The sequence below is a fragment of the Coraliomargarita parva genome (genome assembly GCF_027257905.1).
GTDB classification, from domain to species: Bacteria; Verrucomicrobiota; Verrucomicrobiia; order Opitutales; family Coraliomargaritaceae; genus Coraliomargarita_A; species Coraliomargarita_A parva.
In genome coordinates, this window is sequence record NZ_JAPZEI010000003.1 from 169,042 (window position 1) to 190,902 (window position 21,861).

General features: G+C 53.7%; 18 protein-coding genes. 4 read left to right on the forward strand and 14 right to left on the reverse strand.

What is annotated here, in order from left to right; translation table 11 throughout:
- Positions 1 to 31 precede the first annotated feature (31 nt).
- Genes O2597_RS05180 through O2597_RS05225 form a run of 10 tightly spaced genes read right to left on the reverse strand, consistent with a single transcriptional unit; the run spans position 32 to position 12,955 of the window.
- Positions 32 to 1,042: a glycoside hydrolase family 130 protein gene (locus tag O2597_RS05180; protein WP_269523136.1), complete on the reverse strand. Its 1,011-nt coding sequence runs from the start codon at positions 1,040 to 1,042 to the stop codon at positions 32 to 34.
- 43 nt (positions 1,043 to 1,085) lie between these two features.
- A complete protein-coding gene (locus O2597_RS05185; protein ID WP_269523137.1) occupies positions 1,086 to 2,084 on the reverse strand; it encodes a DUF4886 domain-containing protein in 999 nt (332 codons plus the stop codon).
- On the reverse strand, positions 2,081 to 4,174 hold the full coding sequence (locus tag O2597_RS05190; protein WP_269523138.1) for a glycoside hydrolase family 31 protein: 2,094 nt from the start codon (positions 4,172 to 4,174) through the stop codon (positions 2,081 to 2,083). Before O2597_RS05190 ends, O2597_RS05185 begins: the two co-directional genes overlap by 4 nt.
- 37 nt (positions 4,175 to 4,211) lie before the next feature.
- Positions 4,212 to 5,207, reverse strand: a complete 996-nt coding sequence (locus O2597_RS05195; protein WP_269523139.1) for a glycoside hydrolase family 130 protein — start codon at positions 5,205 to 5,207, stop codon at positions 4,212 to 4,214.
- Positions 5,208 to 5,243: 36 nt separating this feature from the next.
- Complete coding sequence (locus O2597_RS05200; protein ID WP_269523140.1) at positions 5,244 to 6,359, reverse strand: ABC transporter ATP-binding protein; 1,116 nt, start codon at positions 6,357 to 6,359, stop codon at positions 5,244 to 5,246.
- A gap of 57 nt (positions 6,360 to 6,416) precedes the next feature.
- Entirely contained in the window at positions 6,417 to 7,256 is an 840-nt protein-coding gene (locus O2597_RS05205) for a carbohydrate ABC transporter permease (protein WP_269523141.1), read from the reverse strand.
- 21 nt (positions 7,257 to 7,277) lie between these two features.
- Entirely contained in the window at positions 7,278 to 8,786 is a 1,509-nt protein-coding gene (locus O2597_RS05210) for a carbohydrate ABC transporter permease (RefSeq protein ID WP_269523142.1), read from the reverse strand.
- A 35-nt stretch (positions 8,787 to 8,821) separates the two neighbouring features.
- Complete coding sequence (locus O2597_RS05215) at positions 8,822 to 10,666, reverse strand: ABC transporter substrate-binding protein (RefSeq protein ID WP_269523143.1); 1,845 nt, start codon at positions 10,664 to 10,666, stop codon at positions 8,822 to 8,824.
- Positions 10,667 to 10,711: 45 nt separating this feature from the next.
- Positions 10,712 to 11,593 carry a tetratricopeptide repeat protein gene (locus O2597_RS05220; protein ID WP_269523144.1) on the reverse strand — a complete coding sequence of 294 codons (882 nt, stop codon included), beginning with the start codon at positions 11,591 to 11,593 and terminating at the stop codon, positions 10,712 to 10,714.
- A 42-nt stretch (positions 11,594 to 11,635) separates the two neighbouring features.
- Complete coding sequence (locus O2597_RS05225; RefSeq protein WP_269523145.1) at positions 11,636 to 12,955, reverse strand: sulfatase family protein; 1,320 nt, start codon at positions 12,953 to 12,955, stop codon at positions 11,636 to 11,638.
- Between the two features lie 186 nt (positions 12,956 to 13,141).
- Here O2597_RS05225 and O2597_RS05230 point away from each other — a divergent pair, with 186 nt between their 5' ends.
- Positions 13,142 to 14,158 carry a LacI family DNA-binding transcriptional regulator gene (locus tag O2597_RS05230; protein ID WP_269523146.1) on the forward strand — a complete coding sequence of 339 codons (1,017 nt, stop codon included), beginning with the start codon at positions 13,142 to 13,144 and terminating at the stop codon, positions 14,156 to 14,158.
- Between the two features lie 132 nt (positions 14,159 to 14,290).
- Complete coding sequence (locus O2597_RS05235) at positions 14,291 to 15,292, forward strand: hydroxyacid dehydrogenase (RefSeq protein WP_269523147.1); 1,002 nt, start codon at positions 14,291 to 14,293, stop codon at positions 15,290 to 15,292.
- A gap of 52 nt (positions 15,293 to 15,344) precedes the next feature.
- Here the strand turns inward: O2597_RS05235 and O2597_RS05240 are convergent, their stop codons facing one another.
- The 3 genes from O2597_RS05240 to ppk1 form a co-directional block, all read right to left on the reverse strand.
- On the reverse strand, positions 15,345 to 15,800 hold the full coding sequence (locus O2597_RS05240) for a DUF5069 domain-containing protein (RefSeq protein WP_269523148.1): 456 nt from the start codon (positions 15,798 to 15,800) through the stop codon (positions 15,345 to 15,347).
- Between the two features lie 383 nt (positions 15,801 to 16,183).
- Positions 16,184 to 17,125: a L,D-transpeptidase family protein gene (locus tag O2597_RS05245; protein ID WP_269523149.1), complete on the reverse strand. Its 942-nt coding sequence runs from the start codon at positions 17,123 to 17,125 to the stop codon at positions 16,184 to 16,186.
- 145 nt (positions 17,126 to 17,270) lie between these two features.
- The gene (gene ppk1, locus O2597_RS05250; protein ID WP_269523150.1) at positions 17,271 to 19,433 is read right to left on the reverse strand and encodes a polyphosphate kinase 1; all 2,163 of its coding nucleotides are present in this window, start codon (positions 19,431 to 19,433) and stop codon (positions 17,271 to 17,273) included.
- 202 nt (positions 19,434 to 19,635) lie between these two features.
- Here ppk1 and O2597_RS05255 point away from each other — a divergent pair, with 202 nt between their 5' ends.
- Together O2597_RS05255 and add are read left to right on the forward strand one after the other, a co-directional pair.
- On the forward strand, positions 19,636 to 19,845 hold the full coding sequence (locus O2597_RS05255) for a hypothetical protein (RefSeq protein WP_269523151.1): 210 nt from the start codon (positions 19,636 to 19,638) through the stop codon (positions 19,843 to 19,845).
- Positions 19,846 to 20,270: 425 nt separating this feature from the next.
- Positions 20,271 to 21,380, forward strand: coding sequence for an adenosine deaminase (add, locus tag O2597_RS05260; protein WP_269523152.1), 1,110 nt, complete (start codon positions 20,271 to 20,273; stop codon positions 21,378 to 21,380).
- A gap of 119 nt (positions 21,381 to 21,499) precedes the next feature.
- Here add and O2597_RS05265 read toward each other — a convergent pair whose 3' ends face one another.
- The gene (locus O2597_RS05265; protein WP_269523153.1) at positions 21,500 to 21,838 is read right to left on the reverse strand and encodes a P-II family nitrogen regulator; all 339 of its coding nucleotides are present in this window, start codon (positions 21,836 to 21,838) and stop codon (positions 21,500 to 21,502) included.
- Between the last annotated feature and the right edge of the window lie 23 nt (positions 21,839 to 21,861).

Sequence of the window (21,861 nt, forward strand, 5' to 3'; positions counted from 1 at the left end):
GCTGTTGTTCTACAGGGAGGTTCAGAGTGTGTTACATTGGCTGAATCATCGCTAACAGATCTTCCAGTTTGCCTTCAGCTAAGGCCACTGTTGTGTCGGCTGCGCCGTAGAACATTTTTACTTTATCTTCTTCAAGTAGGAAACCTCCTGGGAAAATCACAGAGCCTCGGAAACCTTCGAGTTCGTAGGGTTCAGAAGCGCGAAGCAAGGGCTCTTGACTCATGCCGATAATTTTCCATGGCTCGTTCAAATCGAGTAATAGCAAGCCAGCCATGTATTCCTTGTGCCATGCACCTCGGTCCCAGGAATAAAGTTGTTTATCCTCGTGGATATAGACGGAATGAAAGGTCGTTAACCAGCCTTTTTCGGTCTTGATCGGTGGTGCGCCTGGACCACATTTCGTGTTGCCAAACGGTATTTCGTGCGCCGCTAAGAGGAGTTGGTGGTTGCCCCAGTGCACGCCGTCGGGTGATTCGCTGATCCAAATGTCAAATGAGTCTTTATGATGGGTGACGATTGGGAATGGGCGTTCCAGACGGACGAGATTTCCATTTACCCTTTCTGGAAAGAGCACCATATTACGGTTGTCTGGAAGTGTAATGTGTAGCAGGTTCCAATTACGGAAATCAGTGCTTTTAGCAATGCCACCGCGGACACCGTGAATCGTGTCTAATGCGAAACAAAGGTAGATTTCGTCGTCAATGATGGTGAGACGTGGATCGTAAATCCGAAACAATTCTTCTGGTCCAAATCGTTCACGATAAACGGAACCTAACCATTCGCGCATTTTCGTCTGGTCGAATACGGGCTCAGGGTCGACTTGCCAGTTGATGCCATCTACACTTGTTGCCAGGCCGACTTTTGTCAGTCGAGCATCTGGGGCTTCTTTAGCACCTGTATCCGTGCGAAATAACATCGTATAACTGCCTTTGTATTTACAGACACCTGCATTGAAGACCGACATGCATTCCCAAGGAACGTCATTGACGCTGAGAACTGGGTTGTTTGTGTTGCGTGTTAGAGCGTAAGTTGAATTATTCATAAATTAAGTTTAAGAGATTTTTAAAATGGTTTAGGAATTTGTATTACGGATTATCTACAAATTCTGATTCCTTATCGAAGAGAACTGCGCCCGCTGGTATCACTTCGGCTGTGTTAGTCTGTAATATCGTATCGTGCGCGACCTTCCGCAATGAGATTGCTTGTTCGTCTGTAAACCCTTTTGGGCGATAAGTGATCTCACGTGCATCCTGATTGAAAAAGAACTCATACCAAACCAAGCCTCCCAGATATTCACCATACTTGCCTGCGTGGTATCCGTCGTTGTGGACCCTCATGTTTCCCGTCTGCTTGTCTTTGATCCAAAAGTGAATCCGGTGAAGGCTTCTACTTTCATCAGGTAGATTCTCTTTGTCTTCGGGGTAGCTCAACATGGAAACATCCATTTCCGTCGGCTGATAATTCCAGAGGGGGTGCTTTTTCGCTTTTTGAAAGGCAGTGCCCACGGGAATGATTCGGAGACTGTATTCATTGCCGATCTGTCCGTAGGCTGCGTGTAGCCGTGCAAACATGTCATCGGGATGGAGTCCCCATTTCTTGAAGCGGTAACTGTCGATACTATGGGACCATGTTTCGTGGATCACAATTTCTGCACTTGGAGCATATTGCCTGATATAGCTAATAAGCTCCCCGGCATAGGGGTAGTAGGTTTCGATTTTGTAGCTCTTGGTGCTGACTTGTTGAATCGTGATATAGTCCCACTCCCGATCCTGAAGAATTTCCTGCAATGAGGCACCTCCTTTTATCTTCGAGCGGTTCACGAAGAAATTATATTTGTTGCCCGCTTCGGGATTTGCCTCGTGAGCTTTGGCTAAGGCGACGTGCTTGTCCAGCGAGCAACCTCCGATCACAGCCAGCGCGATGTCGGCTTCGACCTCAGGCGAAGACTTGATGATGTCAGGCAAATACTGGGCCGCGTTCTGGGTGAAGCTATTCCCGATTCCCAGGATCTGAATCGTGGAGTCGGATGCAAGGATTACAGCCGGAAGGATCGAAATCAGGAGGATCAGAAAGGGGCGGATCATGGCATTTTCAGTTCTCCAAAGGTATAGATGCGTTGATTCTCCATGAGTGGACCCTCGGTTTGAATGTTCAGGCCTGAGTTTGCCGACCAAGACAGCTCATGCCACAGCTGATTCGAAGCGTTCAGGCTTTCACCGTCATCTTCATAAAGAATGCCTTGAGCCTCGGTTGAACTGAATACATGCGGTCGGATGACTGTTGGCTCATGTGACTCAGAGTTATCTCGCTTGATTTCTGCCAGTGGCAAGATGGCTCCATCCTTCACGTAAAGCGGAATTGTATCCAGAGACGGGTTTTCAAGGGTGAGTCTGCGTCCTCCTTCGATCTGCTGGCCTGTCTTGAAATCCCACCATAGCCCTTTCGGTAGATACAGCTCCTTTGTTGTTTCACCGGCTACGAGCGGTGCTGCCAGTAAGTGGTCTCCGATCATGAACTGCTGGTCCAAGCTCCAGGTTGCTTTGTCTTCCGGGTAGTCCATCACCACCGCGCGAAAGGGTGGCCGGCCGCTGCGTGCATATTCTGCAAATGCGGTGTAGAGAACAGGCAAGAGCCTCATCCGGAGATTCAGAGCCTCACGCACGAGTGGCAGCACGGTGTCCATCTCATCCATGACAACCCCTTCGTTATTCAGCTTCCGGTCTACTTGATACCACGGCGGCATGGGGATATACCATCCGTTGATCTGGCTTTGAGCGGTAAGGACGGTTGTCTGTATCCGCCGTAGCAGGTCTTCGGTGTCCTTTGCATGACGGACTTCCGAACTCCAGAGCATGCCACTAAATCCGGAATTTACTACGCCACGTATGAAATCACGGTGATCGTATAGATCGCTATACAAGACTCCAGTGTGTGGTGCGGCCAATGCGCCGGAAGAGCGGACCAAGCCATAGCTACGGAGCCCATTCCGAGTAAAAGTTTCCTCTATTGTCTGTTGGTAGTGGATTCCATACAGGCAGTGCATTTGTTCGCCATCGGCTCCGCTCGGAAAGCGATCATGTTCAGAGAACGACCACGAGAAGGAGATGAAATCACTGTTGTCACATTCATCGAGCTTGAAGCCTGAGACACCTTGCTCGATCAATTTCTTGTGGTGCTTTTGAAAGAGTTCACAGGCCTCAGTTTCCAGGAAATCCGGAACCAAGCCATCCATTGCTAGATTTTCTCCGCAGACAGGTGCGATGGCTTCAGCAAAAGGCGCCGAGGGATGAACAAACGCATGTTCCCATAGGTTCAATTGATAGCCCGATTTATTTAATTCCGAAATAAAGGATTCGGGTTCCGGGAAGCGTTCGCTCCAGGTATAGGTGCACGGATAGGCATGAGTCTGCCAACCGGGTTCCAAGCCAACCACGCTGAATGGCAGCTTGTCTTTTTGAAAACCGTCGACGAGCTCAAGAACATCGCTTGAGGTATGTCTTGCGCAGGCCCGATACCAATTCCCGAGACCCCAATAGGGCGGGAGGCAACCGCCACCGGAAAACAGGTTGTATCGGCTGACGGCATTTGCCATGTCGGGCCCTGCAAAGATATACACGTCGACGCCCTGTGCGGCTGGGATATCAAAAACGACCGACTTTCCAATTGCTTGGCGGGTGTAGAGCTCGGTTGTCGATAGTTTGGGTTCCTCGCTCTTTGCGACGACACGTGCTTTCAAAGCCTCTTGTCCCGCATGTGTGCCCACATAGGCGGAAGCATAGCGGGCTGTATCGACCAGAATCCCGTAACCTTTTGTGGACACATAAAACGGCACGGGTGCGTGTGAGTCACCTGTATCCGCGACCGGATCTGAGTTCACCCGCAAATGCTTTTTCTTTCCGGATTGTAGATGGCTCTTCAGTTGGAGCCCAAAGCCGAAGATCCCTTCCGATTGGGAGAAGGGGAGCGTCAGCACACAGCCCCGAGCAGTTACCCGGATTCCGCAATCCTCGATATTGATTGGGCATTCGCCAGGGCTTGGCAGTTCTTCCAAGGCATCCAGGCATGGGGCGGACCGCCTTACTTTTACAGGCGTAATAGCTTCCGGGGTCCCAAATTGCATCTTCCAAACTCCGGATGCAATTTGTTCGGTACTTTCAAGTTCGATGGTCGCCATTCTATTACGGGAGTAAATGTGGGAAAAACCTGTCGGATTAGAGTGGTTCGATCGCGTCCAGCAGCTCCTCGACTTTGCCTTCTGCGAGGGCAACGACCGTATCTGCTGCGCCGTAATACATCTTCACGGTGCCATCGTCTTCAAGAATGAAGCCTCCTGGGAAGATGACTGAACCACGGAAGCCTTCCAGCTCGTAAGGGGCTTCGCCTTGGAGAAGCGGTTGCTTGCTCATCCCAATGACCTTCCAAGGCTCGTCCAGATCCAGCAGCATCAGGCCGGCGATGTATTCTTTGCGCCATGGATCCGGGCTCCAGGCATACAGGTCTTTATCCTCATGCTTGAACACGGCGTGAAAGGTCGTGAGCCATCCTTTCTCGGTTTTAATCGGGGGTGCTCCAGGGCCGATCTTGGCGTTACCAAAGGGGACTTCCTCTGCCGCTAGCAACAGGCGATGATTGCCCCAGTTCGCACCGTCTGGCGAGGTACTGATCCAAATATCAAAGGATTCGCGCCCGCCGCGCAAATAGAGGGGGAAGGGACGGTCCAGCCGAACAAGCTTTCCATTTACACGCTCCGGGAAGAGCACCATATTGCGGTCTTCCGGTAAGGTGAGGTGAAGCAGCTCCCAGTTGCGCAGGTCAGCGCTTTTTGCAATGCCGCTACGGATCCCGTGTATTGTGTCGACAGCAAAGCAGAAGTAGGCGTCACCGTCGATCACAGTAATACGAGGATCGTAAACGCGTACCACTTCTTTGTCGCCGAAGCGCAGGTCGTATTGATCCTTCAGCCACTCGCGTATTTTCATTTGGTCGAAGACTGGCTCGGGGTCGACTTCCCATGAATAGCCGTCTTTGCTTCGGGCCAGGCCGATGCGTGTCAGGTAAGCATCCGGTGCTTCGCGTGAACCGGTGTCGGTCCGGAATAGCATCACATAGCCGTCGTCCCATTTACAGACACCGGCATTAAAGACGGACATGCAGTCCCAGGGAATGTCGTCCTCATGGAGGACTGGATTGGATGATATGCGTTGCATTAGGCTTGAAGCGGAAACAGTCATTTTGGTTTGGGTTTAGATTTTATTTTCGGATTCCCTGTCGAAGAGTGCGGCGCGCTCCTGGTTGAAGCGCAGATGGACCTTCTGCCCAATTTTGAAGGCATGCTCGGCTTCCACCTTTGCGATGAAGGATTTTCCGGACAGGGTGTTCAGGTAGAGGTAGGTTTCGGCACCCATGGGTTCCGCGACATCAATGATGGCTTCGATGCTGTCGTCGCCTGAATTGGCGGAAACTTCGATATGTTCCGGACGCACGCCGAAGACGGCTGGTTTACTGCCTTGTTGTCGTGCGGCGTCGATCAGGTGGCCTTCGAGCCTGAGCTTGAAGGCGGTGGAACCGCCTTCTTCCGCAAAGAATTGCGTGTTGCCTTGTTCGATGCAATTGCCGCTGAAGAAGTTCATGGGGGGCGAACCGATGAAGCCGGCGACGAACATGTTCTGAGGGTCATTGTAGAGCTTGAGCGGTTCATCGACCTGCATGATGTTACCGTCCTTCATCACACAAATGCGGTCGCCCATGGTCATGGCTTCGACCTGATCGTGGGTGACGTAAATCATGGTGGCGTTGAGGCGGGCGTGCAGGCGGGAAATTTCGGTGCGCATCTGCACGCGCATCTTCGCGTCGAGGTTGGAGAGCGGTTCGTCGAAGAGGAAGACGTCAGGTTTGCGGACGATGGCACGGCCGACGGCGACGCGCTGGCGTTGCCCACCGGAGAGGGCCTTGGGCTTGCGGTCGAGCATGGAAGTCAGCCCGAGAATCTCGGCGGCTTCGTCGACGCGGCGCTTTATTTCGTCTCGCGGGGTCTTGTTCAACTTGAGGCCGAAGGCCATATTGTCGAAGAGCGTCATGTGCGGGTAGAGCGCATAGTTTTGGAAGACCATGGCGATTCCGCGGTTCTTCGGTTCGACGTCGTTCATGATCTGCTCGCCGATTTTCAGGGTGCCGCCGGTGATTTCCTCCAGCCCTGCAATCATGCGCAGGGTGGTCGACTTACCGCAGCCGGAAGGGCCGACAAAGACCATGAACTCCTTGTCGCGGATTTCCAGGTCGATGCCCTTGACGGCGCGAAAGGAGTCCTTCTTGCCGGGGCTGTAAGTCTTGTCGAGTTTGCTAAGTGTAACAGTGGCCATTGCTTTTTTAGAGTATGAAAGTGGGAAGGTAAAAGGTGTGAAAGTGTTCGACGTTCCTTAGCCTTTGACCGCGCCGGCGGAGAGGCCTTTGACGAAGAACTTCATTGAGAAGAGGAAGATGATGAGCAGTGGCACCGATGAGATGGCGTAGCCGGCCATGAGCTGGCCGTATTGCTTCACATACTCGCCGTCGAGGTAGAAGAGGCCGACAGGAATTGTGAGTAACTGGTCGTCACGCAGCAGGAGCAGCGGCAGGATGACGTTGTTCCACGATGCGAGGAAGTCCATGATGCAGGTTACCGAGATGATCGAAGCCGAAAGCGGCAGGATGATATGGCGGATCTGCTGGAGATGGCCGGCCCCGTCGAGCTGGGCGGACTCGAAGAGCTCCTTGGGGATGTCCTCGATGAAGTTGCGCAGGATGAAGACGCCGGCGACCTGTCCGCCCACCGAGGCCATCAGCACGAGCGCCCAGAGGTTGTTGACCAGGCCCATGCTGCGGAGCAGGTCAAACAATGTGACCAGTGCGGCGACGGTGCCGGGCAGGAACATGGTTGCCATGACCAGATAGAAGATGAAGTTCTTGCCGGGAAAATCGTATCGGGCGATCGCATACGAGCACATCAGGACGATACAGAGTGTGATGAAAGTGCCGAGGAAGGAGACAAAGATGGAGTTGCAGATGTAGCCGCTGACGGCGTCCCAGCCGAGGACCCAGTTGTGCCAGTTCCAGTTGCTGATTCCGTCGAAGAACCAGGGATTGTTGAGGAACTGCTCGTTGCTCTTGAAGCTGACTACGATCATCACGTAGAGCGGGAAAAACGCGAAGAGCAGGATGAAGGCGAGGTAGCCGATCTTGATCGTCTCGCCGAGTTTGTTGGATGTTTCCGGTCGCATGTTTCGCAGTAAAGTTTCGGGTTACTTGTCCACCTTGACGTATTTCTGGTAGACGATGGTGAGCATCAGGATGATGGCGAAGAGGACCATGCCCAAGGCGCAGGCGTAGCCGAAACGGCCTTCACTGAAGGCGGAGCCGAACATGTAGAGCCCGGGCACCATGCCCTTCGCTCCGGGGCCGCCTTCGGGGCCCAGCAAAATGAGGTAGATCTCATACGCGCTGAGGGTATGAATTGTCATGAAGATCAGGTTGATTCTCACCTGAGTCATGATCAGTGGCAGCTCGATTTTGAAAATCATGCCGAGCGGGCTGACCCCATCCAATTTGGCGGCTTCATACACATCCTGTGAAATGTTCTGAAGGCCGGAGAGATAGATCAGCACGCCGACGGTGCCCACCCAGGGAAAGCCCCAGAAGAGGATCGCCGGAATGACCAGATCCTTGTTGCCCAGCCAAGCTGGCGTGCCTCCGGCAAATTGCTCGGTTGGTTCCGTCCAAATGTTACCGAGAAATATAAATGCGATGCCGCAGGCAATCAAGACGCCGGCAATGACATTGAACCAGGGGCGCGCTTGGTAAGCATCTTTCTTTGCACGGATCAGTTCGGCGATCCCGAATGCGAGGGACAGGGCCAAGGGCAGACGCCAGAGTTCCTGCCAGAAGACGCCGACCCCAGCAAACAGTAGAAAAGGCCAGGCGATCCAGCTGCTGCCCATGCGGCGGGCGCAGGCGAACATCCAGGCTAGAAAGGCCAATCCGACGGCATAGACTTTTGCTTCGCTCGGGCTGCTTTGCAGGCCGAAGATCGTGCCGACCGGTAAAATCATTGCTCCGGCCAACAGCACCGCGTAGTCGCCCCAACGGGAGGCATCGTGCTCCTTGCGACGACTTGCCGCGAGGATATAGGCGCCGAGGATAATCAATCCACCCACACTTCCGAAGACGGGAGCGATCATGTTGTCCTGTATCGGGGCAAGGTTCTGCGCCAATTGAGGCATAGCTGTATCCATCCAGTCGAGTAAACGCATTCCCCCCGTCATGTTGAGGAAGCGGTTGACCAGACCGAAGTCCGGATCGTAGAAGTTTTTCCAGATCAAGAGAAAGACCATCGCCGGCACGATCATGGGGACGACGAAGCAGACTTGGATGAAATACCGCAGCTTGTCGCTCTTGATCCGGTTTAGTGCGATCGCTGCAAGGATACCGGGCCAGAGTTTGACAAGGTTGGCGACCAGCAGAATACCGACCAGCTTGAAGGACTGCCAGAACATGGGATCGGAGAAAGCTTCCTTGAAGTTCCGTAGTCCCACAAACTCCTGCACGGTCGGTGGCTGCCAGCGGAAGAACGACATCAGGAAGACATCGAACTTCGGGTAGTAGCTGAAGACCAGTAGGGATAAAGTCGTCGGTAAGACCAACAGGTAGAGTGCCAGGAACAGCTTGCTCTTCTGGAAGAACTTTGCGCGCAGCTTTCCGCGGACGTCGGCATCAGGAACCGTAATTGGGGGAACTTCTGGGCTCGGAGGCATGATATTAGTGTAAGATATTTCGGTTATAAATTTTATTAGTAAGACGGATATGGTTCATCCGGGTGCATTTCATGCCACCACAGCTGGAGTTGGATGCCTTCATCCTGAACGGCGTCGCCGTATAAAAGCGCTTTTTCCCGTTTGGCGGAGATTTCAGAGCCCAGCATGGTATTGAATCTTTCAATCGTAGCCGCCTGGCTGTTCGAACGCGACTTCTCCTTTTCGGTTTGCATGGTCGTAATCCAGTTCTTGTGGATTCCGAGGACGGGGTTTCTAAGGAAGCTATCCATCCTCGATACAAGCTCCTCATAGCTGATGTCACCCGTCATATAGAGTTTGGTTTGGACTCTCCATAGGCTTCGTATATTCGAGGGGATGCTGGAGTTGTCCAAATCGAGCGTAAAGGCACGCGGGAGTCCGTCGAAAATGGGTAAAAAGGCGGCGACGCTTGCCGGAGGTGTCGTGTCGATAATGACCGGGAGCCATTGTGCGCGTTGATTGAAGCTTTCGTTGATGCGCTGGGATGTCAGGAACTTCATAAAGTCCAGGGCCCAGTCGAAATTCTGGCTTTGTTTATTAATCGCAAATTTGAGGGTTACGCTCGAACCTGCCTCGGTGACTCGTTCGCTTAAGACGTCCGCCCAGCGTTCGCCTTTGACCGGAAGCGGTTCAGGGGCGATGGCGATCTCGAAACGGTCCTCCGGCTTGCTTCGCTGGCTGACTCCAAGGAAAATACCTGCCGCGTCCCAGCCACCGCTTGTGATGATTGCGGCTTTTCCCTGAACGAAGCGGCGGTTGGCTGACTCACGATCCAGGCCCATGAATCCGGAAGGGTAGAAGTCGCCGATGATGTGGGTGAATTCGAAGTAAGACTTGAATTCCGGAGAGGTGAAGCTCCAGATGCCCCGGGTGTAGCCGGATAAGACTTCCATAATATTCATGGTGACGCCGGGGGCGAATGAGATTTCCTTCCAGAACGAGCTTAGAAACTCAGCGCGATAGAGCTCGGCGATGTCGTTACCAGGATAGCTGCTGCCGGCGACAGGCACCAGAAAGGGTGCATTGATGTCCTGTGCGTAGGCCTTTACCGCGTAGCAATAAAGCATCAGCTCACCCATTGTTTGGGGGATGTTGTCACTTTCCAGCCATTGCGCCCCTTTGGCTTCAGGTAGGAAGCCGTTGCTGTTTTCAGCTGTTCGCCAAAGAGCGCTCAGCCATTCAGGCTGCGGCGAGAGTTTAAATTGATTCCGGGTGAAGTCTTTGACTTCGTTCAAAAGCTTTAGGTTGTAAAAAATACGAAGCCCGCCCCATGTGCTTAGAGGGATCGAGTAGTATTCGCCGAGTCGTGTATCGTAGCCGGTTTCCATCCCATCGGCAAAAGTGTTCATCCATGATGCCTCTTCGAGCTGAGCCGCGTCGCTGTCCGTCAGGTCTTTCTTTTGATATTCCGGAGCGTTATACGGGTTGGGGTCATTCACATAATTGCCGAGAGGCGCGTAGAATTTCGCCAAGGCATTGCCGGCGCTGATCTTGGACCCCCCGTTCACGGCGATGTCAGGGGCGGTTCCGCTAATCAGGTGTACATTCATGAACTGGTTGAACACGCGACTTGGGATTGCCTTTTGTTCAATACGAACACCGGCTTCACGGACTTGGGGGAGGGCGTTATATTCGTCGATCGCCCACTGCATGGCCTCCCGGAAGCCGGGTTCCAATTGCCAGTGCGTGATGCGGACGATCTTTAGTTCGGTATTGGTTTCACTGTCCGTGCTTCTTCCTTTGGAAACAACGTAGAATCTGACTGCACTGAATATAAAAGCCCCCAGTAACAAGCCGACCGCGATCCAATTGGGGTTAAATCTGAGTGTTGATTTCTTCATGTAATGTAGCGAAGTGCGGGGATGCGTTGAACGTCTGAAATCGGATTAGTGTTGCTGCGGAAGCTGAATCCCGAGCTCGGGATGCGCTTGCTGGATTGAAGTCAACTCATCACGGGCCACAGAGCCATAGGCACTGCGGGGATAGTTATTCAGAATGTTGGTGTAAGCTTCGGATTCGAGTTTCAGGTCGTCGTTGTCACCCGCAAGAACCCCCAGTTGCCACAGGTATTTGTCGCTGTCGGATGTTTTCGGGAATCCGTCTCTCATGGCCTCCGCGTAGGGTTCCAGGGCCTGCTTCGGTTCGTGCAGGTAGTAGGCGTAGAGTTGTGCTTTGTATTGTTGAAGCAGTCCGGACCAGCTCGGGGACGGTTGCTTCATGAGCTCTTGATTTAACACCGAGATCGCTTCCCGAATGTTTTCCGGTGTCAGTGATTGAGCCATACTCTGAGCGAGATAAATGCTGGCTCGGATGGACATGTCCGAATCAGCGAACTGATCGCGAACTTTGTTGTAATAGCTTTGTGCCGCTTCGACGTCCGCTTCGTCGCCGGGGTAATCCACCACCTCGTGGATGCGTCCAAGGTCGATCATGGCAGAGGCGGCGAACTCTGATTGCGGCTTTGCTTCAATGATCTGGTTGAGCAGGCCGACTGCAGTGTTGACTGAAGTTTTGTTTGCCGGACTTTGATACCAACTGCTTAAGGCCTCACCGTAAACTACCTGTGTCCATCGCGGATCCTCTTGCGTGAGTGTAGCCTGCGCACGGGCAAAATAGTCGTAGGCCGAGTCGTAACTCACCGTCTTCAACGCAGACATGCCCCGTTCGATCAATTCGTCAGTGGATGCCTGCGTATCGCTTTGCTTGTCGCAAGCGCTTATCAAAAAGGCGCTGAGAGCCAGTATGCCGGTGGTCCTTCGGATTTTCATGGGGTGGCTTTGCTGCTTGGGAGTCTTGTTGATGCGGTAATACTAATATTGGATAAAGGGTCCGTCGCCTGCGGAGATTGACTCCGGGACGTTTACCAAGGCACCGGGAAGAGGCGTGATGTCGCCTTGAAGCAAGGGGTCATTGGTTTCCTTCATCCAGTTTGTTAATTTCTGTTCCAAGTCTTTCAGTATGTCCGCGTATGTAGGGGAACCTGCCAAGTTGCGGAATTCCAAAGGATCGAAAAACAAGTCGAACAGTTCGACTGCCGGTAATTCGTCATGCTGCCAGCCTTTTTCGAGCATCACATTCCGAGTGTGGGACCCGTCGCAATTCGAGAGGCGTCGGGGGCCGCTGTAGTAGCGTTTTATCAGTTTATACCGGTTTGTCCTGACGCAGCGCATCGGCTCGTAAGCCCCGTGGAAATTCACTTCGGCAAAAACTTCTTCCCGGATGTGGTCTGCGTTTCCCTCAAAGAGAGGGCGTATGCTCGTCCCTTCGAGATAGTCCGGTGGTTCGAGCTCAAGCAAGTCGCACAGGGTTGGGTAAATATCCAAATGGGATACGAGTGAGTCGGTCGCGGTGCCTTTGGCTGGATTGCCCGGATAGTCCATCATCAGAGTGACTCCCATGCCCTGATCGTTTAGATTACATTTCATGCTGGGGAAAGCCAGTCCGTGATCGGTCGTAATAATGATGATGCTGTCCTGATCACGACCAGTCTCTTGGATACATTGTAAAACCCTGCCGATGTTGGCATCCGCGTCTTCCACGCTGCAGTGGTAATCGGCCATGTCCTTACGGGTCTCGTCTGTATCCGGTATGCCGTCGGGGGGGCGGATGTGGTCCGGATTATACACGTTATAATCAGCCTGCTTATATTTCCGGTGCGGATAAAAGAAGCCTAGCGAAAGGAAAAAGGGCTTCGTGTGCTCTTGTTTTAGGTATTCAATCGCGGCATCCGCCTTTTCTTCGTCCGATGACGGTTGCTCCTTGTAGATGTGATCGTAAGGTTTGTCTTCGGAATGATCGCTGAACTCGTGTTGTATCCCGCACAGTACAGTTTCGAATCCGTTGCGGCGAAGGAAGGCTGCGAGATGGTTTTCGGGATTGCTCAGTTTGAACCCTTTGTGGGCGAGTCCCCACATGCCAGATTCATGGGCGGTGACCCCTGTTAACAGGCACGCGCGGCTTGGGGAGCATGTCGGAGCCCCCGAGAAAGCCTGACGGAATAGCGTCGAATCCTTCGTGAACTTCTGGAGATTCGGTGTCGGAACCGGATATCCGTATGGACTTATGTAACGACCCATATCGTGTGTGTGGATGTAGATGACGTTACGTGCGGGATGATTTTTTGGGGGCATTGGAAAGGCTTTGTTTCGTTGTATTTTCGATTGAATCAGTGCTCCAACAAGACTCAATGTAATGCATTGCAATTGCAACCTGAAAATAAGGTCAGAGTTTCAAATTCAAATAAAAAGCGGAAAATCAGCATTGAATTAAGGATTCACAATTTATTTTATAAGCTAATGTCAGGTAAAATAGTATCGATGAAACAAATTGCAGAGTTGGCCGGTGTGTCAACCGCCACTGTTTCCCGTGCCTTACGCAATCAGGAGATCGTTGATGCCCAAACACGTAAGCGGATCATGGATTTGGCGGATCGCTTGCAGTATCGGCCGAACAAGCTGGTTCACGGTGTGATTCAAGGGAAGATCAAGTTGGTGGCGATTGTGGTCGGTAACTCTGCCGCGGAAACGACATCCCGGTTAATTCGCTTGATGCAGGACCATCTCTATCAGAACGGATTTTCGACGATCATCTACAATACAGACCAAGACATCGAGAAGGAGATTCAGTGCCTTCACGATGCGGTCGAATACCGCGTGTCCGGGATGATCATCTCGACGGTGAACTACAACGCGGGAGAGAAGCATTTCTGGGAATTGCGCGAGCATGGAACTCCCTTCGTTTTGCTCAGTGCGTATGGCGAAAGTGTCAATGCACCGCACGTTCACTTGGATAACGATGCCGTAAGTCGGGAGGCATTGGATTACCTCATCGACATGGGGCACCGCGATATTCTGGTCTTTGCCGGGCCCGAGGAAAGCTGGGGCAACAGTCTCTTCGGGAAATGGGGAGGCTTGATGAAGGAGCGGGGAATCCCTGATGCCGCAGATCGTTACGTCCCGACTCTCTGGGACATCAAGAGTGGCTACGATGCGATGCGTAAGGTCTTGGAGGAGGGCCGGCGCCCCTCGGCAATTGTTGCGATTACTGATGATGTGGCTGCCGGAGCCATGCAGGCGATACGAGAGTTCGGCCTGTCCATTCCAGACGATATTTCGGTTATGGGCTTCGGGAACTATCGCATTGGCGAAGTTCTTTTCCCTCCATTGACGACTGTGGACACCGGGTACCAGGAAGTGGCGATCAAGAGTGCTCAAACTCTCATTTCGATGATGAAGATGTCACGTGATGATTTGAGAAACCTGGACAAGAACCAGCTGCAACAGATTGTAGATGGGGCGGTTGTGCCGAGGGCATCGGTTGCCCGTATTTCCTGAAAAGCAGGAGACCTGCAGCTGAGGGGCGATTAAAGCTGTGCGCGGCTATTTTTGAATTGCAGCCCGAATATGTAATGTATTGCATTTCGATCTGGGTAAGTGACATACCTTCTGACACCGTCCACATCTGAAATGCATCCACGATCAATATACCTATTGGAGCGTAAAGCTTTTGGCCTAATTTACAGTCAGACTGCGCGTGATAGAATCTGTGAAATCACCTGTAATGACGGTGAGATATACACCCGGGAGGATCTCTTGGAGAATCCGGCACGCTTTTCCGATGTGGAACTCGTTTTTTCTGGATGGGGATGTCCGGTCATGGATGAGGAGCTGCTCAAAGCACTACCTTGCGTGCGCGCCCTCTTCTATGCCGCTGGTTCAGTCAGATATTTTGTTACGGAGGCTTTTTGGGAGCGCGGTATTTTGTTAACCAGTTCCTATCGAGCGAATGCGATCCCTGTGGCCGAATATACGGTCGCCTCGATTGTATTCGCACTGAAGCGTGCCTGGTTGGATAATGCAAGCATTCGCTTGGACTCGGAGCTACTGGACCGGGACGGAACGTTGGGGGTCTACCTTGGCTCGAAAGTCGGCATCGTTTCGATGGGGGCGATCGGGCAATTGGTTTGCGAGAAACTGTTCAACATGCAGGCGGATGTGATTGCTTACGATCCGTATGTATCGTCCGCGATCTTTGATGAATATGGTGTGACGCGTGTGGATAGCTTGGAGGAAATCTTCAGGCATTCCAACGTGGTTTCCCTCCATACGCCATTGTTGCCGAGCACTACGGGAATGGTGACTGGAGACCTGCTACGTCTGATGCCACCGTACGGAGTCTTTATCAATACCGCGAGAGGCGGCTTAGTTGAGGAAGAAGAAGTGCTGGACGTACTTAAAGAGCGTTCGGACCTGTTTGCTGTGTTGGATGTACTGGCGGATGAGTCGAAAATCAGACAGTCGGAATTTCGCAATCTTCCGAATGTTTTCCTGACGTCTCATATCGCAGGTTCGTTGGGCAATGAATGTTTCCGTATGGGGGATTTTGCCGTTGAGGAAGCGATGCGTTTCCTGACCGATCGGGAAGCATTGGATCCCGTGAACAGGGACAGTATAGAGCAGATGGCTTAAGGGAGAGCCGCGCATTGCGAATGAATGCCTGCCCGATCCTTCAAGCTGGCTTTTATTTACAAGGCGTTGAAGCGGAGCGCGGACATGATGAAATGGCATCGCGCCCTTCATCAGCATCCATAAACGCGAACATGGTAATCAGGTCGTCCCGGTGGCCGAGGCCGCTTCCGGCCTTGTAGGTCTCCAACATTTCGCTGCGATTGTCGTTCCATCCGATTTTGCGGGTGTATTCGCTCCAGATGAAGATGTCGGTTTCGTCGAGGGGGCGGCCGTTCTCGAAGCACCAGTCGAGGATCTCGGTATCGCTGCCGCCCTGCAGTGTGCGTTCAACCACTGCGGAATAGTCCACGCGGAGGAACTGGCAGCAGCGTCCGTCGAGGGCGGTGCCGAGGTTTTTGTGAAAGTCCTCGCGGAGGGTACCGGCCGCATGCTTGCGGATCTTGTCGAGCATGCGTGCGAAGTAGAGCATGCCGCGCGTTTCAGTGAAAGGTGAGATGGGTGCTTCCATAGGCCACCGATAGCATGCTTTGGCGGATTCGCAATGCCTGCGACATATTGCCGGGACGCAGACTGGAAAAGGGCGTCCTTATTCGAGGTCTCCAAATAGTACCCGCTTTTGATCGGGGAAATGGGAGCGGATGTGAAAGCCATGTCGTTCGAGGACGAGTCGACGCGCGAACTGCCGGAGACTTGGCTGCCGAATATGCTCGGGCTGATCCAGGAGCACTGTTTGCATTGGATGGGCAGGACCTTTCACCATCTGGCATCGCCTCGCATCCTGGTCGACTTGGACAGCTATGAACCCACGCCGTTTCTGGGGTTACCTTTGAAGGCCGCCTTTGCAGGCGAGCGCTTCGAATGCAAGAAGGCTGCGTTGACCGAAGGTCGTATTCAGGGGCGTACGAGGACAGGTGTGCCGACGGCGACGGCCTGGAGGACGGTTTCGGCATTCCAATTGGCGAGCCGGAAGCAGCCGCTGGACTCGGTCCGTCCCACTTTTTCGGGTTCCGGTGTGCCGTGGATGCCATAGCTCGGCAGGTTCAGCCCGATCCAGACGGAGCCGACGGGATTGTTGGGGCCAGGCTGAATAATGAACTTTTCGGTGATTCCCTCGCGTTGCGCGGTGGCGGTCAGGATCGAGGGGTTGAATGTGTAGTTCGGATCTTCCACCCGGACGATGACCTTTAATTCACCCTGTGGACGTTTATCCACCCGGCGTGCGATACTGACCGGGCAATGGAAGAGTAGCTTGCCGCGGTCGTCGCGGAGCTGCAGGCTGCGCTTGCTGAGCGATATCTCGATCTGTGTGGCGGGTCGAGGGCATTGGTAGGGCGGCATGTGGGGGACAGTGACCTCGTCACCAAGCTCAAGGAGCAGCCAATCAATGCCCGGATTGAGTTCCTTCAGGAAATCGGGATCGCTTTGGGTGAATTCAGCGACTTGCTCCAGGATCGAATTGTAGGCCATGCGTTGACGCTGTCCCCGTTCTCGCCAACTTGCGGGTTTGGTCTCGATGCGCTTGAAGTCTGCGGCAGAGAGCTTCAGCCGTGCGAATACAGGATCCTCGATCTTGAGACGTGAGGCTGTGGACGCATCATATTCCCCGCTCGGCTCCAGACCGGATTCGCGCTGGAATGCCTGCAGGGCCTGCCGGGTTTGCTTGCCCAACTGTCCGTCGATGGAGCCTGGTGAATAACCGCTGCGCGCCAGGGCGATTTGGATTTCGGCTGCGTTATCCGCGATACGTCCCTGAATGGGGGCGTGATGAAAGAGCTGTCCCCGGTACAGATAGAGGCCGACGCCAAGCAGACCGAGCAGGAGTAGGGCGGTCACGGTCTTCCACGGAAAACCTTTGCCTTTCGAGCGAGGTTTCCGAGCGGAGCGTCCTTTTGCTTTCCGCGGCTTGCTGCTGGCAGCGGGTGTACGGGAGGCGGAGCGGGAGGTGGATTTCTTGGCCTTGGCCACGCAGGTGAGGCTCTCAGCTGTTACTGGTTGGTCCCAACAGGGGGATGATCGGAATCGCGCTTTGCGCGACCGCCTCGACATTTTCGTGGTCGGGTCGTTTTCGGCGACGTTCACCGGCTTGCTGGGCAAAGATTTCCTGGGATGCGACGGCTTCTTTGGCCCGGATTCCCTGATAGGCACCATTGGCGCGTAGGATACGTGCATTTTTGGTATCCTGCAGATAGGTCTCAAGGATCTGGTATACGCGCTTGCGGATTTCCGGGTCTTCCACCGGGTACACGCATTCGATGCGCCGGAAGAAATTACGCGGCATCCAGTCGGCGCTCCCCGCTAGGATGTGGGCTTGGGGGCCCTTGGCATTCTCGAAATAGAAGATACGGCTGTGTTCCAGGTAGCGCCCCAGGATACTGCGCACGCGGATGTTCTCGCTGACCCCTTTGATGCCGGGGACCAGATTGCAGATGCCGCGGACGATCAGGTCAACTTTCACGCCCGCTTGGGAGGCGAGGTAGAGATTGTCGATCGTCTGCTGGTCCACGAGACTGTTGGTTTGTGCAATGATGCGCGCCGGCCGTCCGGCTTTGGCGTTGCGTGTCTCGGTCCGAATATATTGCTGCAGGGTGCTGTGCAGGTTGAACGGTGCGACCAGCAGCTTACTGAAGCTTGGGGAGTGAGCGAAGCCGGTGAGTGTGTTGAAGAGGTTGGCGACGTCTTCCGTAATGTCGTCACGTGAGGTGAAGAAGCTGAGGTCGGTATACAGCTTTGCGGTTTTCTGGTTGTAGTTCCCTGTTCCGAGATGCACATAGCGCCGCAAGCGATCGCCCTCGCGCCGTACTATCATGCAGGTCTTACAGTGGGTCTTCAGGCCAACCAGACCGTAGACGACATGCACGCCGACATCTTCGAGCTGCCGGGCCCACTGGATGTTGTTGGCCTCGTCGAAACGGGCCTTGATTTCGACCAGCACGGTGACCTGTTTCCCGTTGCGAGAGGCATCGATCAATGCTTCAACGATCGGGGAGTCGCCCGAGGTCCGGTACAGGGTTTGCTTGATGGCAAAGACATCCGGGTCGTGGGCGGCCTGTTTAATGAAGTCGATAAAGGGCTGAAAGCTGTCGTAGGGCTGGTGGAGTAGGTAGTCCTTTGCCGCGATGTTCTCGAAGAGGCGATCCGGTACCTCCAACTCTGCCTCTACATGGGGGACATAGGGCTTGAACTTGAGGTCCGGCCGGTCGATCAGGTCATAGACACCCATCAGTCGAAGCGGGTTGATCGGTCCATCCGTGGAAAAGACTTGTTCCGGGCTCAGGTCGATCTTTTCGAGGAATTCCTGAAGGAGGATCGGATCCGCATTTTTGCCGATCTCCAGGCGCACGGCGGCACCTTTTTCGCGCTTCATCAATTCCTCCTCGATCTGGCGCAGGAGGTTCTCGACTTCTTCCTCATCGAAGTAGAGGTCGCTGTTCCGGGTGATGCGGAAGGGCTCGGCCGAACGGACCCGCAAGCCCGGGAAGAGCTGCTTGACGAATTGCTGCACCACATCACTCAGGAAGATATAGACTTCGGGATGGCCTCGCCGCGGTACGTCGATCTTAACGATGCGGGGCAGGATCCGGGGGACCGGAATGATCGCCATCATCCGCTCGATCATGCGTGTCTTCGGATCGTCGATCGAGGCGAGGATGTAGAGTGCCTTGTTGACCAGTTGAGGGAAGGGGTGTGCCGGGTCGATTGCGAGGGGAGTGAGGACCGGGTAAACCTGCTCTTCGAAGTAACGGCGCACCCAGGCCTTCTCGTTGCGGGTCAATTGGTCATATTGGCGGAAGAGTATGTTTGCCCCTTCCAGGCCGGGCAGAATCTGAGTTTTCCAGCAGTCATTCTGATCCGAGACCAGGCGTTTGGCGATACTCTGGATACGTCGGAGCTGTTCCTTGGGGCCCAGGCCGTCCGGGCCACGCTCGATCAGCCCTGATTTGACCTGCTGCATGAGGCCGGATACGCGGATTTCGAAGAATTCGTCTAGGTTGGAACTAACAAATGCGAGGTATTTCATCCGCTCCAGCAGCGGATAATTGTCGGATTCCGCCTGTTCCAACACACGACGGTTGAATGCCAGCCAACTGAGTTCGCGGTTAAAATATGGAAAACGATGTGAATTTTTAGTATCTTTGGGCACGGGTGTGATCGAAACTTATCTGCAGGGTGGTTGTCTGGGCCGGTGAAATCAAGCAAGACCGGCGGTTTTTGTACAGGTTTCACCGTAGGCTGTCGAAGCTCGGGCAGAAAATGAAGCAAACTAACGAGAAAAGAGGTTGAGAAAGTTTGCAATGTCGTTAAAAATCATAAGCATAGAATAAGTCACAACATATAATAGCATCATGAAAACTCTGTACATCCTTCTCGCTGCGTCTGCCGCGCTTTTCTTCTCCGCTTGCACAACTACGACATCCACTACTGCGGATGACGGATCGGCACCTGAACAAGAAACCACGATGACGCCGGAAAAAACCTCTTACGAAGGTTCGACCGGTTCCGGTTTGCTGATGGAGCGTTATAAGGATGGCCGCATCGAAGGCTACCAAAACTAGTTTGTATCCGAATTTCTCCCACAAAATGCCGCCTGATGTTCGCATCGGCGGCATTTTTTGTGCAAAACGTATGCCCATGGGTATATCACGTTCGCAGGCAGGAAACCAAACTGGTGTACCGCTTTGCCCGTCATGATCCCGGCCTCTGCCATTGTGGAATAATTATAATACCACTTCGATTTAACTATGGCATCGTTGAAAACCGTCATCGGGTTACCGCCGACGCTACATGAATAAATTCTGTCAGGATGGCGGAAAGTCATTTTGTTGCGGAGCCAGGCGTCCCTTGCCGGCGCGGGTCGTGGAGCGACATCAGGGGCGAATTCTGGCTCATGTCCGAGGGCGCATCTCGCTCAGGTAGGAGAGGCAAGATCATCTGGCATGGCTTCTGCGTGCCGCGGGAGCTACAAACGCAAAGACCTAGAATGAAAAACATCCTATCCTGCCTTCGTAAACTCACTCTGCTGACTTGTCTGAGTAGTACACTTGCCGGCTTTAGCCCGGACCCTGAACTGGAGCGCTTTGTGATGGGCCTGCCAAAAGCGGAGCTGCATCTGCACATGGAAGGGACTATGGAGCCGGAGCTTTTTCTCAAGATTGCCGCCCGCAACGGGATGGAAGTGCCATATTCCGAACCGGATGAAGTCCGGGAGCGTTTGAGGACGGCTCATGACCTGCCCAGTTTTATCGAGATCTACGAGGAATTGATCGGCGTTGTAAAGTATCCGGAAGATATCCGGGATATCACCCTGCATTACTACCGGAAGGCTTACAGCCAGGGGGTGCGTCATGTGGAAATGTACTTCGATCCCCAGTTACACCTGGAGCGCGGGATGGGCTTGGATCAGGTTTTTGAAGGCTTGGCCATGGGCAAGGCTGCCGCTGAATCCGAGATGGAGCTCACGATCGGGTTTATTATGGCCTTCCTGCGTGACCGACCGGCGGAGACGGCCATGCAAGTCCTCGAGGATGCGAAGCCCTGGCACAAGCAGTTAATGGGGGTGGGGCTCGATAATCCGGAGGTCGTGAACTTCCCGGAAAAGTTCAAGGAGGTTTACGCCAAGGCCAAGGGCTACGGGCTGCGCTTGACCAGCCACTGCGATGTGGGGCAGAAGAACACAATAGAGAATCACTGGGGTGTCATCCGTACCCTTGGGGTGGAGCGGATCGACCATGGCTTGAATGTACTCGACGACCCGGAATTGCTGGCCGAAGTGAAGGCGAGGGGGATCGGGCTGACTGGCGTGCCTTCCTTGTTCTACCGTGAGATTCCCGGACGATTGGAATATCGTGCGGGTGCCGTTAAGGGCCTGCTGGACGCGGGGGTCGAAATCTCGATCCATTCCGATGATCCGGGCATGAAACGCGGTCTCTACGTGGGTGACCTGATGCTGCGCGCCCAGTCGGTGACCGGCATGACACGTGCAGACCTGGTTGCTCTTGCGAAGAATAGTTTCCGCACCGCATGGATCTCAGATACGGAACGTGCGTATTACCTCGCCATGATCGACGACTATGTGGCGTCTTTCGACTGAGGCGGCCAGCCTCTCGTTCTGCGGGTATCCTACCATTTCGGCGGTATAAGGTCGATGAACCAATAAAAAGCCCCTTTCCGTTTCCGGAAAGGGGCTCGGTTCCTATTTAGCTATCCTGATTACAGGGCTTCATCTCCGCTCTCCTCCGTCCGGATCCGGACGGTTTGTTCGAGCGGGAGGACGAAGATCTTGCCATCCCCGATCTTGCCGGTCTTGGCGGCTTGGCTGATGGTGGCGACCGCTTCTTCGGCTTTGTCGTCGGCCACGGCCACTTCGACCTGAACTTTGGGAAGAAAGTCCACGGTGTATTCGCTGCCTCGGTAGATTTCGGTATGGCCTTTTTGACGGCCGAAGCCCTTGACTTCAGCGACGGTCATGCCGTCGATGCCGATTTCAGCGAGCGCGTCCTTCACTTCCTCGAGTTTGAAGGGCTTGATGATTGCGATAATGAATTTCATAATTCGGATGATTAATGGTTCAT

Bases quoted from the DNA above. Each gene is read 5' to 3' on its own strand.
- O2597_RS05240 (WP_269523148.1), bottom strand. From the start codon at position 15,800: ATGGAAGCACCCATCTCACCTTTCACTGAAACGCGCGGCATGCTCTAC.
- O2597_RS05185 (WP_269523137.1), bottom strand. From the start codon at position 2,084: ATGATCCGCCCCTTTCTGATCCTCCTGATTTCGATCCTTCCGGCTGTA.
- O2597_RS05180 (WP_269523136.1), bottom strand. From the start codon at position 1,042: ATGAATAATTCAACTTACGCTCTAACACGCAACACAAACAACCCAGTT.
- add (WP_269523152.1), top strand. From the start codon at position 20,271: ATGAAAAACATCCTATCCTGCCTTCGTAAACTCACTCTGCTGACTTGT.
- O2597_RS05220 (WP_269523144.1), bottom strand. From the start codon at position 11,593: ATGAAAATCCGAAGGACCACCGGCATACTGGCTCTCAGCGCCTTTTTG.
- O2597_RS05265 (WP_269523153.1), bottom strand. From the start codon at position 21,838: ATGAAATTCATTATCGCAATCATCAAGCCCTTCAAACTCGAGGAAGTG.
- O2597_RS05255 (WP_269523151.1), top strand. From the start codon at position 19,636: ATGAAAACTCTGTACATCCTTCTCGCTGCGTCTGCCGCGCTTTTCTTC.
- O2597_RS05230 (WP_269523146.1), top strand. From the start codon at position 13,142: ATGAAACAAATTGCAGAGTTGGCCGGTGTGTCAACCGCCACTGTTTCC.
- O2597_RS05215 (WP_269523143.1), bottom strand. From the start codon at position 10,666: ATGAAGAAATCAACACTCAGATTTAACCCCAATTGGATCGCGGTCGGC.
- O2597_RS05225 (WP_269523145.1), bottom strand. From the start codon at position 12,955: ATGCCCCCAAAAAATCATCCCGCACGTAACGTCATCTACATCCACACA.
- O2597_RS05195 (WP_269523139.1), bottom strand. From the start codon at position 5,207: ATGCAACGCATATCATCCAATCCAGTCCTCCATGAGGACGACATTCCC.
- O2597_RS05210 (WP_269523142.1), bottom strand. From the start codon at position 8,786: ATGCCTCCGAGCCCAGAAGTTCCCCCAATTACGGTTCCTGATGCCGAC.
- O2597_RS05205 (WP_269523141.1), bottom strand. From the start codon at position 7,256: ATGCGACCGGAAACATCCAACAAACTCGGCGAGACGATCAAGATCGGC.
- O2597_RS05200 (WP_269523140.1), bottom strand. From the start codon at position 6,359: ATGGCCACTGTTACACTTAGCAAACTCGACAAGACTTACAGCCCCGGC.
- O2597_RS05235 (WP_269523147.1), top strand. From the start codon at position 14,291: ATGCATCCACGATCAATATACCTATTGGAGCGTAAAGCTTTTGGCCTA.
- O2597_RS05190 (WP_269523138.1), bottom strand. From the start codon at position 4,174: ATGGCGACCATCGAACTTGAAAGTACCGAACAAATTGCATCCGGAGTT.